Origin of the sequence: Prochlorococcus marinus str. MIT 0918, assembly GCF_027359415.1 — a bacterium.
Taxonomy (GTDB): domain Bacteria; phylum Cyanobacteriota; class Cyanobacteriia; order PCC-6307; family Cyanobiaceae; genus Prochlorococcus_E; species Prochlorococcus_E marinus_C.
Genome location: NZ_CP114780.1, coordinates 676,037 through 702,150 on the forward strand (window position 1 = coordinate 676,037; position 26,114 = coordinate 702,150).

A 26,114-nucleotide genomic window follows, 5' to 3' on the forward strand; every position below is an offset into this window, starting at 1 on the left:
TAGAAAAATGCCAAATAAATATCTATTTCTTTTAATTTAGTAATGATTAAAAAAATACTAGTTGCAAGCATAACAATTACAAACAGTTTGTTACTGGTAGGAATGATTTGCCTAGGGTCTCAAAATCTCAGCACAAGGCATAGCATTAACTTAGGCATCTCTAAAACGGAAAAGTATCCTTCTGGATTCTTGATTGGTATTTCTGTTGCTTTAGGATCTCTAAGTGGAGGGTTAACTTCAACTTTATTAATTCCTTCTAAAGCAAGAAAATATTACTAAGTCAATATTTCTAACTTTAGGCATCTAAGGCGATAAGAGAATCATCAATAATTAATCTAGTAATACCCTTAGCAAGCAAATAAGAACAAGAGACTTGAAACACCCTAGAATTTGGTACTTTTAAGACTCTCTGACTCCTTGAACAACTCCGCTTAGCAGATCTCTGATTAGAAAAAAGAAGAATTGCTTTCCTAGTCTGATCTTGTTCTGAAAGAAAACTCCATTCTGCAAAATCTTTTAGAAGCCTAGGTTCAAGTTCAACCTTTTTATCTACTAGCATATAAACAGTTTCAGGTAACGAATTATTAGATAAAGGTATACAAGCAACTTCTTTTTGTTTATCCCAAGCAATTTCAGTATTTAATGGAATGATTTCTTGAAAGAAATCATTATCATTACTAGAAATTTGAGCTGATTTATCAATTTCACTATTATTTAGAATTTTATTTGAATCTTTGATATTAACTTCATTAAATTCAAGGTTTTCTTTGCTGTTTTTATTTTCTAAAGGTGTTGTTGAAAATGACTCTAATTGACTATTAGAATCTCTTTTCTGCTTTAAATTATTCTTTCTTCTGCCACCTTTTAATTGATGATATTCTGCATCACTCAAGAAAAATTTAACTGTTCTGGTAATTGTGCTGGGGGTACAACCAAATTCTTTAGAAAGACTTGTAAGAGTCTTCCCAGAACGAAACCCCTCTAATATCTCGTTTTTTTGACTCTCTGTGAGTTTGCTAACCACAAAAAATAACTATGCAATTAACCAAACTTACTTGGCCATGACTCTCAATTAGTAGAATGTGAAGAATGCTCCGTTAGCTCAGCTGGATAGAGCAACTGCCTTCTAAGCAGTGGGCCTCAGGTTCGAATCCTGAACGGAGCGTAATCATTATTTTTGAGCTTCAGAAGAAACTTAAAGGCAGTATTATTTCGCTTTCAAAACCTTTAAACATTTGATTGAGAGCAAGTTAAAACCCAATTCCCATAAAAACAAAAGTAATTTCTAGGAACTTATAAATAGCCTTTTGGGTTAAGAGTTTGCCATTTCCATCCATCTCGGCACATGTCCTCAAGATTTCTAGATGGATTCCAGTGCAAACGAGATAATGCCATAGAGTTATCTGCGATTATTTGTGGAACATCCCCCTTGCGTCTTGAAGCAAATTCATAAGGCATCTCTAAATTATTGACTGATTGAAATGTATTTACAAGTTCCAAAACACTAGTACCTAGTCCCGTACCTAAATTGAGATTCATTAGCTGCGGTTCTTCTGCCAATAAACATTCAAGCGCCAATAAATGTCCTTCTGCAAGGTCCATCACATGTATATAGTCCCTAATGCAAGTGCCATCTAAAGTAGGCCAATCCTTACCAAATATTGTTAGTTTTTCTCTACGTCCAGCTGCAACTTGGGTAATAAAAGGGAACAAATTATTAGGAATTCCCAAAGGGTCTTCACCAATTTCACCTGAGGAATGGGCCCCAATAGGATTGAAATAACGTAAATTGCTTATACGCCATTTATTTGGTGAACTTTTAAAAACATCACGTAAAAGCTTTTCGACTGCAAGTTTGGTTTGTCCATAAGGGTTAAGAGGGTTAATTGGAGAAGTTTCAGGCAAGAAAGATTTTTTGGACGCTCCATAAATAGTTGCACTACTGCTAAAAACAATTGTTCTACAATCAAATTGATCCATTGAGCGTAAAAGATTGATAGATCCATTTACATTCGAATCCCAATAAAGCAAAGGATTCGCAGTAGATTCTTGGACAGATTTTAAACCTGCAAAATGTATTACTCCTTCTATAGGTTTTCCTTGATAAATAGAATCTGAAAATAATTTATTTAAAAGATTTTGATCTCTGAGATCACCTTCTATTAAAAATACTTTGTTAATGGTTGAGGATTCCTCATCACCAGTAATTTTAACAACTCTATCAATTACTTTTGGATGGCTGTTGCAATGAGAGTCTAAAACATATAGTTCATAACCTTGCTTAAGTAAAACAACACACGTATGGCTGCCTATAAAGCCTGATCCTCCTGTAATTAAAAGTCTTTTCATCTAATAGGGATAACCATTATATAATAGTTTAGTGAATAAAATAAATAACATAATATAGAAAAATCTTAAAGTCTAAAGAAATTTCTGATCAGGAAGATTGAATTTCAGGTCTTAGTAGTTTAAACAGCTAATTTATAAGCTTAATTAATTGATTCTGAACTTTGAATAAAAATTACGAGCCATAATAAAAGATTTGAATGTCAAGAAAAGCAATTCATGATATAATTTAATTTAATAAATTTAAAAGACATATAATTATCACAAAAAAATACTAGGTATGGAATGTCAAATCAAAAACATATGTTGTATTGGAGCTGGCTATGTAGGAGGTCCTACTATGGCTGTCATTGCTCAAAAATGTCCTCATATTCAAGTAAATGTTGTCGACATTAATAGAGAAAGAATCCGAAACTGGAATGAAAAAGATTTAGAAAGACTTCCTATATATGAACCAGGACTAAAAAAAATAATCGAAGAGTGTAGAGGCGAAAATCTTCACTTTTCTAATGAAGTAGAGAAGAATATTGAAACAGCGGATATGATATTTATTTCTGTAAATACACCTACTAAGAAAAAAGGTATAGGAGCTGGTCAAGCAAGTGACCTAAAGTGGATAGAAGCATCTGCACGCAAAATTGCAGAATACGCTAATGGCAAAACAATAGTAGTTGAAAAAAGTACATTACCTGTGAAAACAGCTGAGGTTATTAAAAATATTCTCGAATTCTCAAATGTTGATCAGACTAAATATAAAACTCAATCAAAAAGCTTTACTGTTCTATCAAATCCTGAATTTTTATCCGAAGGAACAGCTATAAAAGATTTGGAAAACCCTGATAGAGTTTTAATTGGGGGAGATAATGAAGAGTCGATCAAGGCACTAGTCAATATTTATTTAAACTGGGTAGATGAAACAAAAATATTAACAACAGATTTATGGAGTTCTGAGCTTTCAAAATTAACTGCTAATGCATTTCTAGCTCAAAGGATAAGTTCTATAAACTCTATCTCTGCTTTATGTGAATCTACAGGTGCTGATATCAATGATGTAGCCACAGCTATAGGTGCTGATAAGAGAATAGGTAGTCATTTTTTACAGTCTGGACCTGGATTTGGAGGGAGTTGTTTTAAAAAAGATATTCTAAATTTGATTTATATATGTAACCATTATGGATTAAATCATGTTTCATCCTATTGGATACAAGTACTAGAAATAAATAATTGGCAAAAGAAACGAATCTCAAATATTGTTGTAAATAAATTGTTTGGAACTATTTCTGGTAAAAAAATAGCAGTCCTAGGATTTGCCTTTAAAGCAAATACAAATGACACAAGAGAGTCAGCTGCTATAGATATATGCAAAGACTTAATTGAAGAAGGTGCTAACTTAAATATTTATGATCCTAAAGTAAGTTTATCACAAATAGAAAATGATTTATTTACATTAAAAACAAATAATCAAATAAATTACCCTATAGAAAGCACAGTTACAATATGCAAATTAATTATAGAAGCAATAAAAGATTCAGATGCAATTATAGTTCTAACTGAATGGGAAGAGTTTAAACACTTAAACTGGGAAGAAATAAGTTCATTAATGAGAAAACCTTCTTGGCTTTTTGATACTAGGTCAATATGCGATCTAAAAAAAGCTAAATCATATGGGATAAATGTATGGAGAGTAGGAATGGATAATGAAAAGAATTAAGCTTGATAAGCTTTAATTAATTAAATATATAAGTGCTTTTAAAATATATTTAATCTAACCTTAAGTAAAGGGAATGCCAATATATATACATATAGGCCTATTAATAACAATAATGTAAATAAAGATAATAGGGAGCTTAAAAAAGAAGAAAGTAGAATAATTACAAATGTAATTGTAAATAATATAAGAAGGGTATGATAATATTTATAACCCGAGTCCAATAACCTATGATGGAAATGATTTCTATCAGGGTAAAAAGGAGAAGTTCCCCTAAGTAATCTTAATAGAATTACTATAGTCATGTCTGCCATTGGTAATGCAAGGAATACTAGTGGCAACAAAAAATTTAAATCTCTAAGAATAATTAGGTTCGAACTATCAATAGATACCAATAAGCTTAAAGATGCAAGGTTAAAGCCTAGGAAATAAGAGCCCCCATCTCCCATTAATATTCTGGCTGGATAAGAATTATGTACTAGAAATCCTAAGCAAGAACCTGTTGTTGCAAAAGCCAAAAGTGCAACGCCTAAATTATTGTTAGATATAGCAATTGATCCAAGACCTATTAATACCATGCCAGAAATTCCTGATGCTAATCCATCCATTCCGTCAATCCAATTTATTGCATTAGTAACAGCTACAAGCCAAAAAACTGTTATGAATAAACTTAAAATATCCGAAGTAAAAAAACTAGAGAAAAATTTATTAAAAAAAGGAACATCTAAAATTTGAAATTTAATGCCATTAGACCAAGCATAAGTGGCTATTACAGTCTGAAAGGTAAGCCTTGACCAGGGTGAAATAGAGAATATATCGTCAGCAAAACCAATTAGAAAAAAACCTACGGAGCCTATTAAACTAGCTATTAAAATAGACTGATTGGAATTAACCAAGGTAAAATTATTTGTAAATATAATGAAGATAGCTAAAGTTAAATAGGCTGCAATCATAGCCAAACCTCCTATCCTAACTAATTTAAATTGATGCTGTTTACGTTTATTAGGTTGATCTACAAAACCCAGTTTTAAACCAATGGATCTGACAGGTATGCTAATTACTGCTGTTATAACAGCAGTAATTAGCATAGTAACAAGAGCTAAAATTTCTCGAGAATGCATATAGGGCAAACAATGCTCCAATTTGCTAGTTAGCATTTCTATACATTAACATGCTTATAGTATTAATTTTTAGGAATAACAAAAGACAAATAGATAATATATATAAAATGCCTTTTAGAAGTTAATCTTAAAAATAATTTATAGATTCTAGACATAAATTTTTAGTGATTAATAATCTCCAATTAATCTATTAAATTTAAGTTGTTTTATTAAAAAACCTTAACAGGGTCAACAAAAAGCTTAGGCCCTTATAAATTATATATTGAATAGTTTAATTTAAATTTAAAGAGAATATGCTAAAGGTGTTACTAACTGGAGCTACGGGCCAGTTAGGCCAAGCATTACAAATCAGTAAACCAAAAAGCATTGAACTCATAGCGCTGGCACATCGAGATCTAGATCTATCAAAAAAAGATGAGTGTATTAATTCAGTAAAAAGATATAACCCTGACTGGATTATTAACGCTGGTGCTTATACGGCAGTAGATAAAGCTGAAGAAGAGTTTGCTACCTGCCATTCAATTAATGCAGGAGCACCTCATGCTTTTCAAGAGGCTCTATCAGATACAGGAGGAGGCTTATTACAAATCAGTACTGACTATGTTTTCAATGGAGAACAAAGCAAGCCGTATAAACCTGAACAACCAACAAATCCAATTAATAACTATGGTTTAAGTAAAGCCAAAGGTGAGATAGCGGCTCTAGAACTTGATAAATCGATAATTCTTAGATCTGGATGGATATATGGAGCTTTTGGGAAAAATTTTTTAAAAACAATGTTGAAAATACATGCTAATGATAATAAAAATATGTCTCCAATAAAAATTGTATCTGATCAAATAGGCACCCCAACAACCTCAATGGAGGTAGCAAAGGCATGTTGGAAATCATTATCACTAAACCTGAAAGGGAAACATATACTTCATTGGTCTAATAGTGGCTGTGCAAGTTGGTATGACTTTGGAGTTGCAATAGCAGAATTAGGTGAAAAATATGGATTCTTTAAAAAAGCAAAAGATATTATTCCGATAAGAACTGTTGATTACCCTAAAGCAGCTAAAAGACCTCATTATTCAGTCTTAGATTGTATTGACTCTAAACAAATACTTGATTTAAAACAAATACATTGGAGAGAGTCCTTAATTGAGGTTATATATCAATTTAAGGAAGGCAAATTATCATTAGATTGATCTGAGAGTTTTTTATTTTTTAAATCTCTCTGTGAAAGTATAGGTCTTTTTACTTTATCAATTTTTGGCCATTTTATGTTAATTTCAGGATCACTCCATAAAATTCCAAATTCATACTCTTTATAATAATATTCAGTACACATATAACAAATGTCGGCGATTTCACTTAATACAAGAAAACCATGTGCAAATCCAGGTGGGATCCAAAGCTGATTATGATCGACGTCATCTAAAATAACTGAAACATATCTCCCAAAGTTCTCAGATTCTACTCTTATATCAACTGCTACATCAAATACTTTACCTCTACTGCACCTTACTAATTTCCCCTGAGGTTGTACTAATTGATAATGCAACCCTCTTAAAACTCCAATAGAACTTCTTGACTGATTATGTTGTACAAAATCAGGCAATCCTATTTCCTTATGAATGCTATGTCTTGTTGTTTCTAAAAAAAATCCTCTATCGTCAGAATATACCTTAGGCTCAATAAGAAGAACTTCTGGTATAGACATTTCTATGATATTCATAATCAAATTAATAGGTTAACTTAACTAGAAGTAAATTTATTCTTCATTGAGATATCTTGCAACCAATGCTGGTTATTTATATACCATTTTATAGTTTTCTTCAATCCATCTTTTAGGGAAATCTCTGGGTTCCAACCTAATTGATTATTAATACACTCAGAATTAATAGCATATCTATAGTCATGACCTACTCTATCAGTCACAAAGTTAAGAAGATCCTTACTTGGAGTAATAGGCAACTGATAACTAGATTGATCCATTAATTCACAAATTAAAATCACTAAATCTAAATTCCTTATCTCATTATTTCCTCCTATACAATACCTAGAGCCTGGCTTAGCTTTAGATAGGATTAAATCTAAGGCTCTACAGTGATCATCAACATGTAACCAATCTCGAATATTAGATCCTTTACCGTAAATTGGTATTGATTTCCCTAAAAGTATATTTTGAATTGTTAAAGGTATTAACTTCTCAGGGAATTGAAAAGGTCCATAGTTATTAGAACAATTACTAATTAATATAGGCAAATTGTAAGTCTTGTGCCAAGACCAAGCCAGGTGATCACTTGAAGCCTTTGATGCTGAATAGGGCGAGCTTGGTTTATAATTTGTAGTCTCACAAAAGCTTTCTTCATTATCACTTAAAGCGCCAAAAACCTCATCAGTACTAACATGTAAAAATTTAAAATTAGCATTATAGTCGGATTTCTGCCAATGCAATCTAAAGGATTCTAATAAATTAAAAGTCCCAACTACATTTGTCTCGATAAACATCTTGGGGTTAAGTATAGATCGATCTACATGACTTTCAGCAGCCATATGTATAACATGTGTAATATTATATTTGCTAATTACTGAATCAAGTCTAACTCTATCAAGAAGATTTACTTGCTCAAATATAATATCCTTATTCTCAATTAAATCTTTGATATTACTTATATTACCAGCATAAGTTAATGCATCCAAGACAATTATTTTATCATCAGGATTTTTTTTAATCCAATTAAAAACCAAGTTGCTTCCTATAAAGCCAGCTCCACCAGTAATAAGCAGGTTACGCTTCACTTTAAGGTTAACTCCACAGAGGTATAATCATATTAATAATACATCAGAGTAATTGAAACAACGAAAGGGAATTATCTTAGCGGGTGGTTCGGGCACTAGACTTCATCCAATCACTAAAGGGGTTAGCAAACAATTATTACCTGTCTATGACAAGCCTATGATTTATTACCCTATAACTACATTAATGTTAGCTGGAATAAAAGATATTTTAATTATTACAACTCCTCATGAACATATTAATTTTAAAAGACTTTTAGGCGATGGAAGTTGTTGGGGTATAAATTTAAAATACGAAGTTCAAAATCATCCTGATGGATTAGCTCAAGCTTTTATTATTGGTAAGGATTTCCTTCAAAATGGCCCAGCTGCTCTTATATTGGGAGACAATCTATTCCATGGAGACCAACTAAGAAAACAATTATTAAAAAGCAATGATCGAAAAAAAGGAGCAACTGTTTTTGCATACCCAGTTAAAGATCCAGAGAGATATGGTGTAATAGAGTTAAATGAAAATGGTAGAGTTATAAGTATAGAAGAAAAGCCTAAAGTTCCAAAAAGTAAATATGCTTTAACAGGCCTATATTTTTACGACTCTAGTATTATTGAAAAGGCTCAAAAGGTTAAGCCTTCTAAGAGAGGTGAGTTAGAAATTACAGACATAAATCAAATGTATCTTAATGAAGATACTCTTAATGTAGAACTAATGAGTAGAGGGACAGCATGGTTAGATACAGGAACTTGTGAATCGCTTCATGATGCAGCAAGTTACATAAGAACATTAGAAAATAGGCAAGGGCTTAAAATTGGTTGTCCAGAAGAAATTTCATGGAGACAAGGTCTTATAAATAAAGATCAATTAATAGAATTAGCAAATAAACAAGAAAAAAGTGGATATGGTAAGTACCTAATTGAATTAGTAAAGTAAGTAGTCTAACTTAGATAATTTTAAAAAAATAATTTTAATTATTTAGAAGTTTATAATACTCCTCAACTGTACTTTTAATGACAAGAGGGACTTGGAATTCTCTTTTGACTTTTTCTCTTGCTTCTAAACCATATTTATTAATTAACTCAGGATTATGGTAAAAGAGTTGTATTGCCAACTTAATTGCATATTGATCCTTAAGAGGAATTAATATTCCAGAAATTCCATGCTCAACTACATCTTTACACCCAGGTACATCTGTAGTTATTATTCCCCTTTGCATCGCAGCTGCTTCTATTAATGATCTAGATAGGCCCTCTCTCCAAGACGGCATTATAACTATATCCACATCTGCGTAAACACTTTTCATATCTTCAACATGACCTAAAATAACTATATTTTGTAGAGATTTTAATTCATCAATTTCAACACTTGTTAATGAACTTCGATTACCTGAATCTATTTCACCAGCTATAATTAATTTAAATTTATAATTATCATCCCATAATTCCTTACATGCATTTATTGTCTCTTGAATTCCTTTTTCTCTAATTAATCTTGCTGGGAATAAAAGTTTTAATGGTTTGTTGAGTTTATGTTCTTCAATATTTTTAAAATAATCTATATCTACTCCAGATCCACGTATAAGTTTAGAGTTAGTACTATTGACTAAACCCATTTTAATTAGTTCTTCTTGGTCATCTGCATTTTGAAAAACAACTAAGCCCCTACTATCAATAAAAAGTGCTCTATATAAAGGCTTAAAGAATGTTCGTAAAAAGCGCATTCTTTTCTTTGTTGATAAAAAAACATGACCTAATCCAGTAATCGCATTTATAACTTTATATATACCTGCATTTCTTGCCGCAATAGTTCCATAAATACAAGCTTTGATTGTAAAGTGATGGAGAATTATCGGCTTTTCTCGTTTATATATTCTAATTAAATCAATCAAAGATAGAAATTCTTTAATAGGATTAATCGACCTTCTTGAAATTTTCCACTGATGAACAGTAAATCCTCTATTGAAAATTAAATCTGAATAAAAATCTAATGGAACTACAATGTGAACATCAAACCCCTCCGCTACCAATTGCTCCAGAAGTGATAATCTAAAATTATAAATATACCAACCAGAGTTAGCTACCAAAAGTACTTTAGGATTGTATATATTCTTTGCCATAAACTAAAATCAGTTAAACAAGGCTAATTGCGTAAGCTTAATTATACTAGATCTTCTAGAGATCTCTAGCTTAACTAGACAAGGCAGCGGGGAGGCAAATCTCATCTTTTAGTGTTTAATTCTAGATTTAGTGTCAATTAGCATTTTCAATAGCTCTGACTTATTTTTTTGTAAGCTATATTCATTTAGAACCCATTTGGAAGATGCTTTCCCCATTGATTCTCTTAAATTCTTATCAGATGATAGTAATTGAATAGCTTCTATCCATTCATGTTTATTCGAAACAAGAAAACCACAATTACTTGGAACAACATCTAAATTTGCTCCTACTGATGAAGCTATTACAGGTATACCACAGCTCATATATTGAATTAATTTATAAGCGCATTTACCTCTAGTCCAGGCATTATCAGGTAAAGGCATTAATCCAACATCAAATTTTTGTATTTCTTCAACATGAGTATTTAGATTCCATTTCCTTTGCACTATCTGTATGCCAGGTATAGATGGGGGTTCCCCTCCTATAACTACTAATCTAATTGGTATTCTTTGTGAAATAAACTTTAAAGGCTCTATAAGTATTTTCAAGTAATCAGCTGTGGTTGGGCTACCTAACCAGCCTAAAGTAAATACATCATTCTTATTTTTCAAAATAGGAAGCGATTTATAAATATTGGTATCAACTACTGAAGGTAGTCTAAAAACATATTGATTGTTTTTAAAGGCATACTTATAGAGTAAATTATTACCAGCTGCTACAGATAAGGCATTTTTAATAACATTTTTAAATTTATTTTTCAGAATAATATTAAGAGGAAAATAATTATATTTTAGATAAAATGCATCATCATAATCGTAGATATAAGGTAATTTTAAAAATAATCTTTCAATGTAAAAAGGTACTAATGGAAGCAATTCACCTTGAATAATATAGATATCATATTGCGATGTTGACCTTAATAAAATTATAATTCTAGTTATTAATAATTTAATTAACTTAAAAAGCTTAGGTGTCTGATTATTAAACCTTCGTTCCAGATATTCATTATCCAGTAAAGAGTGAATATCTAAAATGATTCCATTTTCTAAAAGAAAATCTTTATATTGAGATAGCCTGACTCTATGACTGGCTGCCTTAGGACCATATAAAGCTAGTCCAAGAATACGAAGGGGCATTTATATAATAATCCTTTTATACAATTTATTATACTCAGAACTTCCATAATATAAAGAGAAGTTATTCATAGCAACTTCTCTACATACAAGATTAATATCAGGTTTATTTATTAGCAATTCTAACTCGTCTAAAGAGCTTGAAATAGCTTTGGTGTCTATATTACTAATTACTATTCCAAACTTTAAATTTCGAATTAATTGATCCAAATCGCCTACACCAGAATTGATTACAACTGGTCTTCCACAAGCTAAAGATTCGGCTAACCTTGTAGGGAAACTTCCTAATTTGCTTAATCCTGGTGTAAAAAACATAACAGTAGCTGAAAATCTACTAATAATTGATGGCATTTGAATTGGATCAGCTGAATAAACCCTTAATCTAGAAAGTAATTTTAAATTATTCTTAAAACAATGTTTAATATCAGAAGGATTGTCATTAGTAACTATTTCGAATAATGCATTTGGGTCTCTAATTGAGAGCAAACTAAAAAACTCTATCAACCAATCTATTTGAAACCATCCACTTAGAACAGTACCATAACATCCATATATTCTAGGATTTAAGTTAGGGTTTAAATTAGAAAAAAATCTATCTACGTCTACACAAGTTGGAATCACAGAATAAATCTTATTTGAAAAATGATTATTATATTTACTATTTAAATAACCAATAGCACCATTAGTTAAAGAAACTACTGCTGCTGAATCCTTAATACAAATTCCTTCAAGAGTAGATAAAATCCTATATCTTAATGAACCTCTATTAAGACGTTTAGAAGAAACAAGTTCTTCTAGCCAAAGTGCTCTCATATCAAAAATAAAAGGAACACGAAGAATTTTATAAATAAAAGCAGCTATAAAAGCTGGTACATAAGAGCGTGCATGAATTAAATGATATTTACGTTTTTTTATGATCTCTATTATAGAAACCAATAATAATTGTAAAAGGGAGAGTAGTGGTTTTCCTTGAATAAACTTTAAAGGAATCCATGTAATCCCTAGCGTAGTCAGTTCATTATTTAAACTAGTCTTATAAGAAATGAAATTACTAATATTTTCTTTCTCAAATGAAATAATAGTAATGTTATATGATTTAGATAAGTATTTTAAATAAGGTAGTATCTGACTTTGTCCAAGTGGTTCTAACAGCGCATTTCTAGTTAAATATAATACATTTTTCATGTCCATTTTTCAAGCCAAGCTTGCCACATAAGAATAGTCCATATTTTATATGGGCTATTCTTATGTGTATTCAAATGCTTTTCCCAAGTTTTATTTACCATTGAAGGGTTAAGAAATCCTTGATTGATAATTTTAGATGGATTTAAAAGGTCCTCAGCCCAAGGTCTTAATGGGCCTCTTAACCAATCTCCTATAGGGATTGCAAAGCCTGCCTTAGGACGGTCAATTAAATCTGGGGGAACATATTTATATAATATTTGTCTCAAAGCCCATTTAGAATTATTGTATTTTAAATTGGGGTTTATTTTAAGTGAATGAGGTAATCGTGCTGAAACATTAAAAACATTATGATCAAGAAATGGTGCTCTTGTTTCTAAACTCACATTCATAGAAGCTCTATCAACCTTGGTCAATATGTCATTAGGTAGATAATTAAGTGTATCCATCAACATCATTTTCAAAGCGGGGTTATCAGAAGCAGATTTAGGTAATTCGAAATCTAAAGGAGAAGGTGCTTTGTTTACAATCTGATCTTGGCTAGAAGTAATAATTTGAGCTGTAGAATCCTCACAGACTGTTACTAGGGATATATAAAGATCATCTATAGAATTAATATATTTTAGCCTCTTTGAGAGTTTATACACCTTATTACTCAATTGACTTACCGGTAGATATAGCCCTAGGAGATTCCAAAATTGGGGTGGGATTAATAATAATAATTTCCCTAGTATTCTTCTTAAAGAGAACGGAATCAATGAGATCTTTTTCCATAAAGAAGGTCCATAAATATGCCTTACATAACCACCAAATAATTCATCAGCACCATCTCCAGATATAGCAACCTTAAGACCATTATCTATTGCGAGTTTACTTACTAAATATGTTGGCAATTGAGAAGAATCTGCAAATGGCTCAGAATATATGCTGGGCAAATTAACAATATTATTAATTATTTCTTCTGGCTGAATAATGAGTTGAGTATGATCAGTTCCTAAATAATTAGAAACAGATTTAGCATAATCAGATTCATTCAAACTATTATCTTTAGTTCCAATTGTAAATGTTTTAATAGGTTTTATACTATTTTTTTGAAGCAACGCAGTTATTAACGATGAATCAATACCACCAGACAAAAATGTTCCTATAGGGACATCTGAAACGCTCTGCTGTAAAACAGACTTGGTAAGCTTCTCTTCTAAGATTTCTAAAGCATAGTTATCATCTGTGTATTGATTCTGGCTAAGCCTTTGATATTCATCTAAAAGATTCCACCAACATGATCCTTCAAGTGAATAATTAACTATAGGAAATTTTAGTTTGAATAGGCTGCCAGGCTGTAATTGTAAGATTCCATTATAAATGGAGTTTGGAGCTGCAATAAAAGTAAATCTTAAAAGCTGGGCCAATGATGATCTATTTATTGAATTATTAAAAAAAGGAAGAGATCTAAATGATGAAAGTTCAGAGCTAAATATAAAAGAGCGATGAGATTGATCTCCAGTAAATCCATAGTAAAGCGGCTTCTCTCCAAATCTATCGCGAATTAATGTTAGTTCTTTATTTAGTTTGTCATATAAACCAATTGCAAACATACCAGTAATTTTCTTTAAAGTTTTTTCTAATCCCCATATTTGAACTGATGCAAGCAATGTCTCAGTATCACTATGGCCTTTCCATGGATAACCAGCAAAATCTTTATTTATCTCATGCCTAATATCTTGATGGTTATATATTTCTCCATTAAATGAAATTATAAATCTTTTATCAAGACTTTCCATTGGCTGATTACCAGTTGAACTTAAATCAATTATTGAAAGCCTATTATGAACAAAGCCAAATGATTCCATCTCGTCTATATAATAGCCTCTGTGATCTGGTCCTCTATGATCTATAGATTCACCCATAGATTCAAGATAGAAATGAATATCAGATTGAGCCTTTGAATTAAAGCAATATATTCCAGCAAATCCACACATCCTAAAAATCTACAGTTATTAATTATTATAAAGGCTTTAATTGAATTTCACAATCATATTAAATGTTTATAAGTTTCTAATAAATAATTAAATTTATAACTCTATAAATCAAATTGGAACAAAATTATTATCAACATTTTCAACGATTAGATCTCTGATTTCGTCTACAGTAAGAAAAGATGAATTTGTCCCAGAGTTATATGAAAAACCTTTTGGAACAGGCTCAAATTCTCTATTTAAATCCTTATATATATTTAATAATTTACAATCTGAGGGTAGTATTGCATAATATTTTCCAAGGTCCAAAGTAGAGAAACTATCTGATTTGGTAATCATTTCTTCATGTATTTTCTCACCTGGCCTGATCCCTACTATTTGTGTTCTGCAATTTGGGCCAATTGCTTCAGCTAAGTCCAATATTTTATAACTAGGTATTTTAGGAACAAATAACTCACCTCCCAAACAATTATCTAAAGACCAAAGGACCATATCCACGCCCTCATTTAAAGAGATATTAAACCTGGTCATGTCTTCATCAGTAATAGGAAGAAGTCCTGCTTTTGCTTTCTCAAGGAAAAAAGGAATTACTGATCCCCTAGATCCCATTACATTGCCATAGCGAACAATTGAAAGACGAATATCACTATCACCTACTACATTATTTGCTGCCACGAATAATTTGTCGGAGCATAATTTAGTTGCTCCATATAAATTGATAGGAGCTGCTGCTTTATCAGTACTTAAAGCAATAACTCTTTTAACATTAGAGTTTAAACAAGCATGAATAATATTTTGTGAGCCTATTATATTAGTCATAATAAACTCTGTTGGGTTATATTCAGCTGCTGGAACTTGTTTCAAAGCAGCAGCATGAATTACAAAATCTATTCCCTTCAAAGCCCTTTGTAATCGATTATAATCCCTAATATCACCTAAAAAGAATCTAAGCTGTGGATATTTATCTGGAGAGAAGACCTGTTGCATCTCCCATTGCTTTAATTCATCCCTACTAAATATTACTAATCGTTTAATATTTGGATATAAATTTAAAACCTTAGAAACAAATGCTTTACCAAAGCTTCCTGTTCCACCAGTAATAAGGATTGAAGAATCTGAATTTAATTTCATATATTTTAATAGTGCATGAGCTAACTGAGCATAGTCTCTGGAGGGCCTTCTGAGTGAACAGTCCCCTTCTCAATTCTTATAACACGATCACAGTTCTCGACACTACTTAATCTATGAGCAATTTGAATGATTGTAAATTTACGGCTAAGGCTATCGATTGCATGCATGAGAGACTTTTCCGTAAGATTGTCTAATGAACTAGTAGCTTCATCAAAAACAATAATTTGAGCATTTTTATATAGAGCCCTAGCTATACCAATTCTCTGTCGCTGACCTCCGCTAAGGCTTACCCCTCTTTCCCCAACAATTGTTTTATATCCTTGAGGTGTACTAATTATAAAGTCATGTAGTTGAGCCTTCTTGGCAGCTAATGTGGCCTTCTCTAAATCAATAGAATCAAATGCTACCCCTAATGCAATATTTTCAGCGATAGAAGAATCTGTAAGAAATATATCTTGAGGTACGTGAGCAATAATAGATCTCCATTGATATAAAAAGCTTTTATCACTTTGAGAATGAATATCCTTACCGTCTACTATAATTTGTCCATTAGTAGGTTTTAATAAACCTATGAGAAGATCTATAAAAGTACTTTTTCCACTTCCTGTTCTGCCAATAATACCTAATCGTTCGCCTTCTTGAATACTAAGATTAAATGAACGAATTACATTAGAAAGATTTTTCTCATATTGATAAGAAACATTTTTAAAAATGATTTTATCCTTCAAATGTAATTGATTACGCTTAATAATTAATGACTGAGAAGTTATAGGTTTTTCTATTAGATTAATAACATTCTCCAAACTAGTAATTGCACTATTACATTGAGCCCAGCCTTCATAAACCTTTTGCGAGTTGGGCAATAACCTTTGAGCCCCTAATGCCAATGCTCCTAGGATAGGTAAAGTCTTATCTAATCCTCCTTCTAATGAAAGGTAATAGGCTATGAATGCAATTATTACCATCGAAATAGGCTCTAATAGCATCCTAGGATAGAGAGAGATAAATCTAGAGTTTACTTCTGAAATTCTTAATCTTCTATCAACTTTCTCATAAGAAGATGTATAATGTAGCTGCGTATTATTTAAAATAATATCTCTTATAGCTCCTAATGATTCTTGAATACTTTTAATCTGCCTGATCCTATAATCGACTTGTTTTCTACTCATTCGTTGTAAAGGTTTTCTACCATTAGCTATGGCTAAATAATAAATAATTAATATAAATAATGCTGCAAAGATGGCTGATTGCCAATTTATAACTAACAAGGTTACAATTATACTAAATGATATAACAAACGAGCTAATTAATTGTAGTAAAGGATTGAGAACTAAACTTATTACATTTGCAATATCATCCTTAATAGAATTAATACTCTTACTGCTATTTTTTGAAATGTGAAAAGCGTATGGCTGATAGAGTGTTCTTCTTAAAGATTCTAAACTCAAATCAGATCCAACTGATGCTGAAATCCTTCCATTTAGATAGATATTAAATAGTCGAATTAACCCAGAGAGAATTGCTGTAGCACTAAAAAGCAAACAACATGGCAATAAAAGTTGATCATAATTTCTAATTCCAATTAAATGTGAATATTGTTGTATAAAAGGTTGGCTCCATAAATATTCTGGATTAGCTAATACCTGTAGCAAAGGGATCACGGATGCAAGGCTAACAACTTCAGACAAACTACTTATAAACATTATTATAATTAATATATATATCTGTTTTTTCCTCTTTTGATTTTGCATACGCCATAATCTAATTAAGAGTTGTATTAACTTCTTACTTTTAGCTTGTTTAATATTCATTAGGGAAATGAATTAACTATATTCTAATAGGGTTCAATTCCCTTGGTACATATCCTTTTAAATCAATAATAAAGCCATCTTTTTCTAAAACTGCCTTCCATTTTAATACAGGCAAATCAACAAAATTCTGATGTCGAACTGCCGCAATAACTACTGAATATTTTTTTTCAGGATGAAAATCTTTTAAAACATTTATATTATATATTTCTTTTGCTTCTTGTGGGTCAACATAATTATCAATTAAATCTGTAACAATAGAATATTTTGCCAATGAATTTACTAAATCAGCAACCTTTGTATTTCTTAAATCAGGGCAATTTTCTTTAAAACTAAGTCCTAATATTAAAACTTTATTGCCCCCTATAGTTAAACCTCTTTTTGACATTTCAATAAGTAACTGTTCAATAATCCAATCGCTCATACCATCATTCATACGCCTACCAGCTAATACTACTTGTGGGCTATATCCAAGCTGTTCTGATTTGTAAGTTAAATAATAAGGGTCAACACCTATGCAATGTCCACCAACAAGACCTGGTCTAAAGTCAAGAAAATTCCACTTACTGCGAGCCGCATCTAAAACATCCAGGGTGTCAATCTCCATCTTACGAAATATCATTGAAAATTCATTAACAAGAGCAATATTTAGATCACGTTGGGTGTTTTCTATCACTTTTGCAGCTTCAGCTACTTTAATACTTTTTGCTTTATATGTTCCAGCTTGGATAATTGAACCATAAAAATTATCAACCCAATTAGCGGCTTCAGAATTACTACCACTAGTTACCTTAGTAATAGTTGTTAATTTGTGTTCTTTATCTCCTGGGTTTATTCTTTCTGGGCTATACCCACAGCAAAAGCCTTTTCCTTGTTCTGGGCTATTTAGAGCTAAGCCTGATTCTTCAAGTATAGGAATACATACTTCTTCAGTTGCTCCAGGGTAAACAGTACTTTCATAAATAATTATCGGTGTATTTTTCTTATCTATAAACTCTTCCTTGTTTTTCATTGCGCAAAGCGCTAAAGAAACAGTTTTACTTGCTTTCTTTAAAGCTGAGAGATCAGGTCTTTTTAAAGAATCAATAGGTGTCGGGACAGTAATTATAAAAACATCTGCATCAGAAAGCAAACTAATTTCATTAGTAAAGATTAAATCTTTAGCCTCATTAAAATCATTTTTTGATACTTCATTTGTTCTATCATAAAAATTATTTAATTCCTTTAGTCTATCTTTATTAACATCAAATCCTATAATTCTTCTTTGTAGTAATTCTCCCGTTAATAAACATTTTTTTGACTTGGAAAGTTCAATTGCTATAGGCAACCCGACATATCCCAATCCCATTACGGCAACAGTGCAACTAGTTAATTCAGGAAACTTCATCTAGATAATATATCTTATCTATATAGCTTTGTAAAACTCTAAATACCAACTTACAAACTTTTTAATCCCATCACTTATTGATGTTTTAGGTCTAAAGTTAATATAACTTTCCAACTCATTTGTTTCAGCAGCAGTCATTGGTACATCACCTGGCTGCATTGGCAAGAATTTTTTTGTAGCTTTTTTACCTAATGACTGTTCTAAAGCCGAGATGTAGTCCATTAAAGGGACTGGGTTTGAATTGCCAATATTGAAGATACGATATGGACACCAACTTTTATGAGGTTCTGGAAATTCCTTATCAAACATAGGGTCTGGAGAAGGAGGTTTATCTAATAAAAGAAACAAGCTCTCTACAATATCATCTATATAAGTAAAATCTCTAGTCATTTCACCATGATTAAAAATCTGAATAGGCTCATCAGATAAAATTGCTTTAGTAAATAGAAATAAAGCCATATCAGGTCTCCCCCAAGGACCATAAACAGTAAAGAATCTCAGTCCTGTTGTAGGAAGTCCATATAAATTACTATAAGTATGTGCCATTAGTTCATTAGCTTTTTTGCTAGCGGCATACAAACTCATAGGATGATCAACTGAATCTTTTTCAGAGAACGGGATTTTTTCATTACCTCCATAAACCGAACTACTACTTGCATAAAGAAGATGTTGGACATTGCTATGGCGACAACACTCAAGTATATTTGCAAATCCGACTATATTTGAATCAATATATGCAATGGGATTTTCTATCGAATAACGAACTCCTGCTTGAGCAGCAAGGTTAATAACAATTGATGGTTTATAAATATCAAATAGCTTATTAAGACCTTCTCTATTTACTAGATCATCCTCAACAAATTCAAAATTCATGTCTTTTTTAGATACGTCTTTTAAGATCCCTAAACGTGCTAGCTTCAAATTTCTATCATAATATGAATTTAAATTATCTAAGCCAATAACAAAAATTCCCTTGCTAATCAAATATTTAGAGAGATGAAAGCCAATAAAGCCAGCTGAACCAGTCACCAAAACAGCCTTTTTCATTTTATTGGCAAATTAAAAAATCATTCGTATTCTATCAAATCAAATAATATTAATGACCAGAATTATTTTAAAATATCTATAAATCTGACACTTTTAAAGCAAAAAATAATCAAAATATGCTGAAATAATTTTTCATTGAAATAATAGTATTAGAATTTTAATCCATTTTAATAACATCTTAGATTAATTATTAATACCAACCTAATTCTTAATATATATAATTTCTATTAAACTCAAAATAAAGTTGCGGGCATTTCATTTCATATAATCTATAATATTTATAAAAATCATTATTCTTCATAACTGTAGTAAAAAACTTTACTTTTTTTTCAAGAAGCAAGACTAATCTTTAGATCATTATGGAGCCAAGCGGATTTGAACCGCTGACCCCCTGCATGCCATGCAGGTGCTCTACCAGCTGAGCTATGGCCCCGTAATTATATTTTGCCTTGATATTAAGCATATAAAAAATTATGTAAAAATCTTTAGATTCTTGTAATGTTTTAATTTCTCTTAAAAAACACTAGGACTTGCAAATTCCTAATCAGTCTTTATCAAATAACTTCCTGTCTGATCAACCCAAGCAACTGGAAGATTTCTCTAGTGGAAAAATCAAACCATATTGAAAAAGTTAATTATTCAATTAAGAACATTGGTTATATAAACTATCCAATTATTGCTAATTTAACAATGCATAAAAATTAATCTAAATAATTTACATTATATTAATCATGATAAAATTAAATTATACAATTAATTCTAATAGAATAGCTTATCTAATATATAATATTTAATTTAAAACCAGTTCTTAATTTTTTAGATTTAAAAAATTGACCTATATCTTGAATGCCTTCTGCAGAACTTATATATAGATCGAGATTAAAATAATCATTAAATAGTCTTCTTAAAGCAAACGTATAATTTGTCTCTGATGAGTCAAGTATTGCTAGGTTGAGTTCTGATATGAATTGATATTTCTCAGCCAATTGAAGATTTGTAGAAACCCCAAAACTACTTAAAGCCCCATAGCCACTCCAAGCTATTTTAGGATTATAATTAATTGCTAAAGACTTATTTATATCATAAGTATTAATTAGCTCATAAAACATATACCCTTGTTTAGATTCCTGATTTCTTCCTACACTAATTCTAGTAGAAAGCCATGAATTACTTCCTCTTAATGGACTAAGCAAAACAAATTTACCGCCTATTCGTGTATTAAAATTTTCTGATCCCATAAAGGAGTTTGCAAATCTTTTATTTGCACCATTACGATTCTCTACATTAGAAAAAGAACCTAAATTCAGCACTTCTAGTTGAAAAGCATTAGATAACGAATGTCCTAGTTTAATAAAGAAATTACTATAATTATCAATATTGCTAGATAAAATCGTTGAGCCTCGCGGAGGTACTAATGCTGTAGCAACTGTTAAACCAGAATTACTTAAAGATCTTTCTCGAGTTGTTAAGGTCCTCTGAGGCGAATCTATCAGGCCTGGCCTATAATTTATACCAGCAAAATAAAGTGGCTGATTATCTGAAGGTATTGTAAGAGTAGATGTAGAAGGAGTTGCTCCAAAGCCATTTGTAATACGTCCCTCTATGCCTATAATAGGATTTACATTCCAATTAATTCCTAAATTATAAATATTGCTTTTATTAAATTGCAAGCTTGAATTAAATGAATTATTACCATTACCAATAGGAGATAGAACTGATGCAACTGAGTATATCCTTGGGCTAATTTCCCAAGTAATTCCTGTACCAAAGTAAAGATTATTTCCATAAAAATTATTATTATTACTAGATAGATTACTTGGCAAAAATGTGGCCGTAGTGATAAAATTTAAATCAATTTTATCATTTATTTTTCTAGTAAAAGGTACGTGAATAGAACCAATTAAATTCTTAGATGAAACTGAAGAGATATAATTATTGAAAATATTTCCATTTACACTATCTCCATTTCGTATATGCCATGATTCAAGTGAGAGAAATATTGAAGATGACCATTTATCGGTATTAATTATTCTCTTTTTTACAGAAGTTCCATATATTTCCCAATAATTAGGGATAAATTTATTACCATTAACAAATGAATATAAACCATCATCTGCTACAGAGTAAAAACCAGAGACCTGGAGGTTTTTGTTAACTCCATAATCAATTTGATAGGAATAGTTCTGATTTCCTGTACCACCGGCCGCACCTCCCGAAAAAGATGAAACAGAAAAGAATGATTGTAAGAAGTCTGATTTATCTAAATAATTATCAGTAGGAAAAGAAGGACTTAGACGAAGTGGTTTTATAAAATCTAAATCTCTAGGCTCGATTAGCATTATTGACTCTTCTACATCTTCTAATGAATTTGATTCGTTTTGGATGTTAATTATTTCTTCTAAGCTGTCCTCTAATTGATCATCTTCCAAATATTCCCATTCAACTTGGTTTTCCAAATAAAGATTTGGCAATGAGATTTTTTCCCATTTAATTTCATTATTAATATTTTCATTGGAATTATCAGCTTTTGATTGATTCTTGGGACTAAAAATAAAAGCCAGGATAAATAAATATGCAAAACTTGACCTTCTTAGTAATATTTTTTTTATGAATAAGACTAAATCTTTACTATATATTGCCTTCATTATTTTAATTATCCAAGATCTAAGGACTTATAGAAAACAATTTTTGAAATCGCACTATAACATCAATTACTCAGGTTTTTCTCCAAACAGCTAAAAGTTTGCCTTGAATTTGAACCATTTCAGCTTCTAATTCGATTGGATCATAAGCAGGGTTTGCTGCCTCTAACCTTACAAAGGAACCATTACGGTAAAAATGTTTGAGTGTAGTCCCTGATCCTGGAACCATTGCACTAACAACAGTTCCATCTTTAATAAAAGATGGTTCCCTAACGGGCTCCATTAAAACTACATCTCCATCAGCTATATAAGAATCAACCATTGAATCCCCATTCACTGTCAAAGCAAATAGACCTCTAGTTTGAAGAACTGTACTCATATCTAATGTTTCTTGAACATCATCAAAAGTTTCTACTAAACCACCTGCAGCAACTGCTCCAAGAACAGGAATTCCTGATAATGCATTATCTACTAACTGTAATGTCCTCGCCTGACCTTCTTTCCAAGTAATCCAACCTTTTTCTTGAAGATGTTTTAAACGACTCTGAATAGGAGCAGGAGATCGAAGCCCCATAGCAGTCATCATCTGCCTAATAGAAGGGCTATGGTGATGCGCAGCTATGTAATCGGATAACCAATCAAAAAGCTCCTGCTGTGCTGAAGTAAGTTCTTCGCCTTCCATTAGCCCTCAAGTAATGCATTTGTTCTCCAATACATATGTACCTAATGAATTGCTTTTCTGCAAGGTTTATAGCCCGCCAAGCAAAGCAGCTAAAAGAGCTTGTTGCACATGCAAACGATTTTCAGCCTGATCAAATATTTTGCTGGCATTACTTTCAAAAACCTCTTCACTAATTTCTTCTCCTCTGTGCGCAGGCAAACAATGCAAAACTATTGAATCTTTATGAGATTTTGCCATCAAACTTTTATCAACCGTAAATCCCTGAAAAGAATCCTTTCTTTGCAATTGCTCTTTTTCTTGTCCCATAGATGCCCAAACATCAGTATAAACAACATGAGCTCCTTCTACTACTTCCAAAGGATCATTTGATATTTCTATTCGTGATGCTGAACCTGCTAGTGCTTTTGCTTGTTTAATAATTAGTGATAAAGGTTCAAAGCCTTTTGGAGAAGCTATATGAACATCTACTCCTAAAATAGCTCCACATATCATTAAAGAATTAGCAACATTATTTCCATCTCCTATATATGAAAGTTTTAAGCCATCAAAACTACCAAATACTTCCTTGATAGTAAGAAAATCAGCTAAAGCTTGACATGGATGTTCTAAATCTGTAAGTGCATTAATAATAGGAATAGAAGCCCATTTAGCATAGTTTAGAATTTCATCGTTAGAATAAGTTCTTATTGCTAACACATCACAATAACGACTTAAGACTCTTGCAGTATCTCTAACAGGCTCGCCTCTTCCTACCTGAGTTGCTTGCAAGCTTAAATCAATTGTTTGTCCCCCTAGTCTTGCTATTGCAACTTGAAAACTTACTCTTGTTCTCGTCGAAGCCTTACTAAAAAGCAATCCTAATACTCTATTCCCAAGGTCTATCCTGCGATTACCTTTTTTTAGTTGTGTTGCTAATTCCAAAAGAGCTGAAATCTGCTCTGATTTCAAGTCTGAGCAAGATATATAATCGCAACCATTTAAGTTACTAAGTTGACTAGAGATTGATTGAGAAGACAAGTCCATATAAATACTCTTAAATTAAATTTATCGGTAGAAAATGCTAATTAGTAAAATATAAATTTAAAGCTATTTATGGCAATACAGTTTCTGAAAGTAAAGATTTTAAATCATCACCCTCAATAACCTCCTTCTCTAGAATCATTTGAGCAATATTTTCTAATAAAGGCAAATTACGTCTAAGGATATTTAAAGCACTTTCATGAGCCTCATCAACAAGACTTCTTACTTCTTTATCAATCGCTTGAGCAGTAGCATCACTCACTGCCCTTCTTGGATTATTATTTCCTCCTAAAAACGTACCTCCTCCTTGCTTGTCATAAGCCAAAGGGCCCAAGATGTCACTCATTCCATAAGTACTTACCATTTGTTCAGCTAAATCAGTTGCTCTTTGCAAATCATTTGATGCTCCAGTAGTTATTTTCCCAAATATGATTTCCTCAGCAGACCTTCCTCCAAGCAGAGTTGCAATTTGACCTTTCAACTCATCCTTAGAATTGAGGAATCTTTCCTCAGTAGGAAGCTGCAAAGTATATCCAAGAGCACTCATACCTCTTGGTACTATTGAAATTTTAGCCACTTTGCTACCACCAGGCATTAGATGTCCAACAATTGCGTGGCCTACTTCATGATAAGCAACTACTTTCTTTTCATCTTCTTGGAGAACCCTGCTTTTCTTTTCTAAACCAGCTACTACTCTCTCAATAGCCTCATTTAAGTCTTGTTGCTCTACTTTCTTTCTTTTATTTCTGGCTGCTAATAACGCAGCTTCATTAACCATATTAGCGAGATCTGCTCCAGCAAAACCACTCGTTGCTTGAGCGATTAAATCCAAATCAATTCCTTCAGATAATTTGACCTTTTTCGTATAAATCTCAAGGATAGTTTTTCTTCCAGAAAGATCAGGCCTGTCTACCAAAACTTGTCTATCAAAACGTCCTGGTCTTAGAAGAGCTGCATCAAGAACCTCTGGTTGGTTAGTAGCTGCTAAAACAATTACTGGTTTATCTGCTGAAGAGAACCCATCCATTTCTGTAAGTAATTGATTAAGAGTTTGTTCTCTTTCATCGTTTCCTCCCACAACGCCCATAGATCCAGATCTACTTTTACCAATCGCATCTAATTCATCAATGAAAATGATACATGGTGCTTTTTTCTTAGCTTGTTCAAATAAATCTCTAACTCTTGCAGCACCAGCTCCAACAAAAAGCTCTACAAATTCTGATCCTGAAATAATAAAGAAAGGAACTTCTGCTTCACCTGCGACAGCTTTAGAAAGCAATGTTTTACCCGTCCCTGGAGGGCCTACTAAGAGAACACCTTTTGGTATGCGCGCTCCAATATCAGAATAACGTTGTGGCCTTTTTAGAAAATCAACTATCTCCGTCAATTCATCTTTAGCTTCATCTACTCCTGCAACATCATCAAAAGTAACCCTTGATTCTTCACCGGGAACATATACTTTTGCTTTGCTCTTAGTAAAGCTGAGCGCACCTTGGGCACCTCCCCCTCCCATACTACGGCGTGCAAAAAATTGGAGAACTAAAATGAAAATTAATGGTGGTACAACCCAGCTAAGAATTGTTGTAAAAATGTTTGGCTTCTTTGGAGGAGCTGCTGCAAATTCTACGCCCTTACTTTCTAATCTCTGAGGCAGATCCATATCAAAGATAGGAGTGGTTGCCAACACTGAAGGTGTCCCTTCTACAGGAGAAGAAAGTTCATAACGTATTTGCTCCTGCGTGATATATGCCCTTTTAACTGCTCCATCATTAACTTGATCTATAAACAAAGAATATGGAACTCTTGGGACTTGCATATTTTGATTTGGAAGAAAGCTGCTAAAAAGCAAAAGAGCTCCAAACCCAATCAAAACAAGATTTATTATCCCAAAACGTCTATTTGGTTGATTCTCATCTTGGCGAATAGGCATGAGAATAAAAATGAAGTGGATACAAAGCTAACAAATATGAGCAAGTCGCAGAACAAAAATGGGGTG

Annotated in this window: 21 protein-coding genes and 2 tRNA genes; 5 read left to right on the forward strand and 18 right to left on the reverse strand. The window is 31.9% G+C overall.

The genetic code is table 11. From position 1 onward, the window contains the following. Window positions 1-42: 42 nt before the first annotated feature. A complete protein-coding gene (locus O5636_RS03635; protein WP_269623262.1) occupies window positions 43-279 on the forward strand; it encodes a hypothetical protein in 237 nt (78 codons plus the stop codon). Window positions 280-295: 16 nt separating this feature from the next. On the opposite strand, the gene O5636_RS03640 is transcribed toward O5636_RS03635, so the two are convergent. Beyond that, window positions 296-1,024: a hypothetical protein gene (locus tag O5636_RS03640; protein WP_269623263.1), complete on the reverse strand. Its 729-nt coding sequence runs from the start codon at window positions 1,022-1,024 to the stop codon at window positions 296-298. A 67-nt stretch (window positions 1,025-1,091) separates the two neighbouring features. Here O5636_RS03640 and O5636_RS03645 point away from each other — a divergent pair. Beyond that, a tRNA-Arg gene (locus O5636_RS03645) sits at window positions 1,092-1,165 on the forward strand. A gap of 128 nt (window positions 1,166-1,293) precedes the next feature. On the opposite strand, the gene galE is transcribed toward O5636_RS03645, so the two are convergent. After that, window positions 1,294-2,349 carry a UDP-glucose 4-epimerase GalE gene (gene galE, locus O5636_RS03650; protein WP_269623264.1) on the reverse strand — a complete coding sequence of 352 codons (1,056 nt, stop codon included), beginning with the start codon at window positions 2,347-2,349 and terminating at the stop codon, window positions 1,294-1,296. A 277-nt stretch (window positions 2,350-2,626) separates the two neighbouring features. Here galE and O5636_RS03655 point away from each other — a divergent pair, with 277 nt between their 5' ends. After that, window positions 2,627-4,057 (forward strand): nucleotide sugar dehydrogenase, encoded by a 1,431-nt coding sequence (locus tag O5636_RS03655; RefSeq protein WP_269623266.1) that lies wholly within the window; start codon window positions 2,627-2,629, stop codon window positions 4,055-4,057. A 38-nt stretch (window positions 4,058-4,095) separates the two neighbouring features. Here the strand turns inward: O5636_RS03655 and O5636_RS03660 are convergent, their stop codons facing one another. Beyond that, a complete protein-coding gene (locus tag O5636_RS03660) occupies window positions 4,096-5,175 on the reverse strand; it encodes a glycosyltransferase family 4 protein (RefSeq protein WP_269623267.1) in 1,080 nt (359 codons plus the stop codon). Window positions 5,176-5,468: 293 nt separating this feature from the next. Here O5636_RS03660 and rfbD point away from each other — a divergent pair, with 293 nt between their 5' ends. Further along, complete coding sequence (gene rfbD / locus O5636_RS03665) at window positions 5,469-6,365, forward strand: dTDP-4-dehydrorhamnose reductase (protein ID WP_269623268.1); 897 nt, start codon at window positions 5,469-5,471, stop codon at window positions 6,363-6,365. On the opposite strand, the gene rfbC is transcribed toward rfbD, so the two are convergent. Next, window positions 6,332-6,895 (reverse strand): dTDP-4-dehydrorhamnose 3,5-epimerase, encoded by a 564-nt coding sequence (gene rfbC, locus O5636_RS03670; RefSeq protein WP_269623269.1) that lies wholly within the window; start codon window positions 6,893-6,895, stop codon window positions 6,332-6,334. The two genes, rfbD and rfbC, sit on opposite strands and share 34 nt — an antisense overlap. Before the next feature lie 20 nt (window positions 6,896-6,915). After that, window positions 6,916-7,962: a dTDP-glucose 4,6-dehydratase gene (gene rfbB, locus O5636_RS03675; protein ID WP_269623270.1), complete on the reverse strand. Its 1,047-nt coding sequence runs from the start codon at window positions 7,960-7,962 to the stop codon at window positions 6,916-6,918. 52 nt (window positions 7,963-8,014) lie between these two features. On the opposite strand from rfbB, the gene rfbA reads away from it, so the two are divergent. Further along, window positions 8,015-8,887 (forward strand): glucose-1-phosphate thymidylyltransferase RfbA, encoded by an 873-nt coding sequence (gene rfbA / locus O5636_RS03680; protein ID WP_269623271.1) that lies wholly within the window; start codon window positions 8,015-8,017, stop codon window positions 8,885-8,887. A gap of 34 nt (window positions 8,888-8,921) precedes the next feature. Here rfbA and O5636_RS03685 read toward each other — a convergent pair whose 3' ends face one another. The 13 genes from O5636_RS03685 to ftsH form a co-directional block, all read right to left on the reverse strand. Continuing rightward, window positions 8,922-10,070, reverse strand: coding sequence for a glycosyltransferase family 4 protein (locus O5636_RS03685; RefSeq protein WP_269623272.1), 1,149 nt, complete (start codon window positions 10,068-10,070; stop codon window positions 8,922-8,924). A gap of 108 nt (window positions 10,071-10,178) precedes the next feature. After that, a complete protein-coding gene (locus O5636_RS03690) occupies window positions 10,179-11,246 on the reverse strand; it encodes a glycosyltransferase (RefSeq protein ID WP_269623273.1) in 1,068 nt (355 codons plus the stop codon). Beyond that, a complete protein-coding gene (locus tag O5636_RS03695; RefSeq protein ID WP_269623274.1) occupies window positions 11,247-12,428 on the reverse strand; it encodes a glycosyltransferase in 1,182 nt (393 codons plus the stop codon). It lies immediately after the preceding gene. Continuing rightward, entirely contained in the window at window positions 12,425-14,404 is a 1,980-nt protein-coding gene (asnB, locus tag O5636_RS03700) for an asparagine synthase (glutamine-hydrolyzing) (RefSeq protein ID WP_269623275.1), read from the reverse strand. The genes O5636_RS03695 and asnB overlap by 4 nt, the downstream gene beginning before the upstream one ends. A gap of 108 nt (window positions 14,405-14,512) precedes the next feature. Further along, window positions 14,513-15,532 carry a UDP-N-acetylglucosamine 4,6-dehydratase (inverting) gene (gene pseB, locus O5636_RS03705; RefSeq protein ID WP_269623276.1) on the reverse strand — a complete coding sequence of 340 codons (1,020 nt, stop codon included), beginning with the start codon at window positions 15,530-15,532 and terminating at the stop codon, window positions 14,513-14,515. 20 nt (window positions 15,533-15,552) lie between these two features. Continuing rightward, window positions 15,553-17,343, reverse strand: coding sequence for an ABC transporter ATP-binding protein (locus tag O5636_RS03710; RefSeq protein ID WP_269623277.1), 1,791 nt, complete (start codon window positions 17,341-17,343; stop codon window positions 15,553-15,555). A gap of 16 nt (window positions 17,344-17,359) precedes the next feature. After that, window positions 17,360-18,727 carry a nucleotide sugar dehydrogenase gene (locus O5636_RS03715; RefSeq protein ID WP_269623278.1) on the reverse strand — a complete coding sequence of 456 codons (1,368 nt, stop codon included), beginning with the start codon at window positions 18,725-18,727 and terminating at the stop codon, window positions 17,360-17,362. Window positions 18,728-18,745: 18 nt separating this feature from the next. Then, complete coding sequence (locus tag O5636_RS03720) at window positions 18,746-19,774, reverse strand: NAD-dependent epimerase (protein WP_269623279.1); 1,029 nt, start codon at window positions 19,772-19,774, stop codon at window positions 18,746-18,748. Between the two features lie 360 nt (window positions 19,775-20,134). Next, window positions 20,135-20,207 (reverse strand) — tRNA-Ala (locus tag O5636_RS03725). Between the two features lie 343 nt (window positions 20,208-20,550). Then, the gene (locus O5636_RS03730) at window positions 20,551-22,419 is read right to left on the reverse strand and encodes a hypothetical protein (protein ID WP_269623280.1); all 1,869 of its coding nucleotides are present in this window, start codon (window positions 22,417-22,419) and stop codon (window positions 20,551-20,553) included. Window positions 22,420-22,489: 70 nt separating this feature from the next. Continuing rightward, window positions 22,490-23,098, reverse strand: coding sequence for a transcriptional repressor LexA (gene lexA / locus O5636_RS03735; RefSeq protein WP_269623281.1), 609 nt, complete (start codon window positions 23,096-23,098; stop codon window positions 22,490-22,492). A 66-nt stretch (window positions 23,099-23,164) separates the two neighbouring features. Next, on the reverse strand, window positions 23,165-24,121 hold the full coding sequence (gene argF / locus O5636_RS03740; RefSeq protein WP_269623282.1) for an ornithine carbamoyltransferase: 957 nt from the start codon (window positions 24,119-24,121) through the stop codon (window positions 23,165-23,167). A gap of 67 nt (window positions 24,122-24,188) precedes the next feature. Further along, on the reverse strand, window positions 24,189-26,048 hold the full coding sequence (gene ftsH, locus O5636_RS03745) for an ATP-dependent zinc metalloprotease FtsH (RefSeq protein WP_269623283.1): 1,860 nt from the start codon (window positions 26,046-26,048) through the stop codon (window positions 24,189-24,191). Window positions 26,049-26,114 lie beyond the last annotated feature (66 nt).

Coding starts and splice junctions, on each gene's coding strand:
- argF (WP_269623282.1), bottom strand. CDS start 24,121: ATGGACTTGTCTTCTCAATCAATCTCTAGTCAACTTAGTAACTTAAAT.
- O5636_RS03695 (WP_269623274.1), bottom strand. CDS start 12,428: ATGAAAAATGTATTATATTTAACTAGAAATGCGCTGTTAGAACCACTT.
- asnB (WP_269623275.1), bottom strand. CDS start 14,404: ATGTGTGGATTTGCTGGAATATATTGCTTTAATTCAAAGGCTCAATCT.
- lexA (WP_269623281.1), bottom strand. CDS start 23,098: ATGGAAGGCGAAGAACTTACTTCAGCACAGCAGGAGCTTTTTGATTGG.
- O5636_RS03655 (WP_269623266.1), top strand. CDS start 2,627: ATGGAATGTCAAATCAAAAACATATGTTGTATTGGAGCTGGCTATGTA.
- O5636_RS03660 (WP_269623267.1), bottom strand. CDS start 5,175: ATGCATTCTCGAGAAATTTTAGCTCTTGTTACTATGCTAATTACTGCT.
- O5636_RS03730 (WP_269623280.1), bottom strand. CDS start 22,419: ATGAAGGCAATATATAGTAAAGATTTAGTCTTATTCATAAAAAAAATA.
- O5636_RS03685 (WP_269623272.1), bottom strand. CDS start 10,070: ATGGCAAAGAATATATACAATCCTAAAGTACTTTTGGTAGCTAACTCT.
- O5636_RS03710 (WP_269623277.1), bottom strand. CDS start 17,343: ATGAATATTAAACAAGCTAAAAGTAAGAAGTTAATACAACTCTTAATT.
- pseB (WP_269623276.1), bottom strand. CDS start 15,532: ATGAAATTAAATTCAGATTCTTCAATCCTTATTACTGGTGGAACAGGA.
- rfbD (WP_269623268.1), top strand. CDS start 5,469: ATGCTAAAGGTGTTACTAACTGGAGCTACGGGCCAGTTAGGCCAAGCA.
- O5636_RS03635 (WP_269623262.1), top strand. CDS start 43: ATGATTAAAAAAATACTAGTTGCAAGCATAACAATTACAAACAGTTTG.
- galE (WP_269623264.1), bottom strand. CDS start 2,349: ATGAAAAGACTTTTAATTACAGGAGGATCAGGCTTTATAGGCAGCCAT.
- ftsH (WP_269623283.1), bottom strand. CDS start 26,048: ATGCCTATTCGCCAAGATGAGAATCAACCAAATAGACGTTTTGGGATA.
- O5636_RS03690 (WP_269623273.1), bottom strand. CDS start 11,246: ATGCCCCTTCGTATTCTTGGACTAGCTTTATATGGTCCTAAGGCAGCC.
- O5636_RS03720 (WP_269623279.1), bottom strand. CDS start 19,774: ATGAAAAAGGCTGTTTTGGTGACTGGTTCAGCTGGCTTTATTGGCTTT.
- rfbC (WP_269623269.1), bottom strand. CDS start 6,895: ATGAATATCATAGAAATGTCTATACCAGAAGTTCTTCTTATTGAGCCT.
- O5636_RS03715 (WP_269623278.1), bottom strand. CDS start 18,727: ATGAAGTTTCCTGAATTAACTAGTTGCACTGTTGCCGTAATGGGATTG.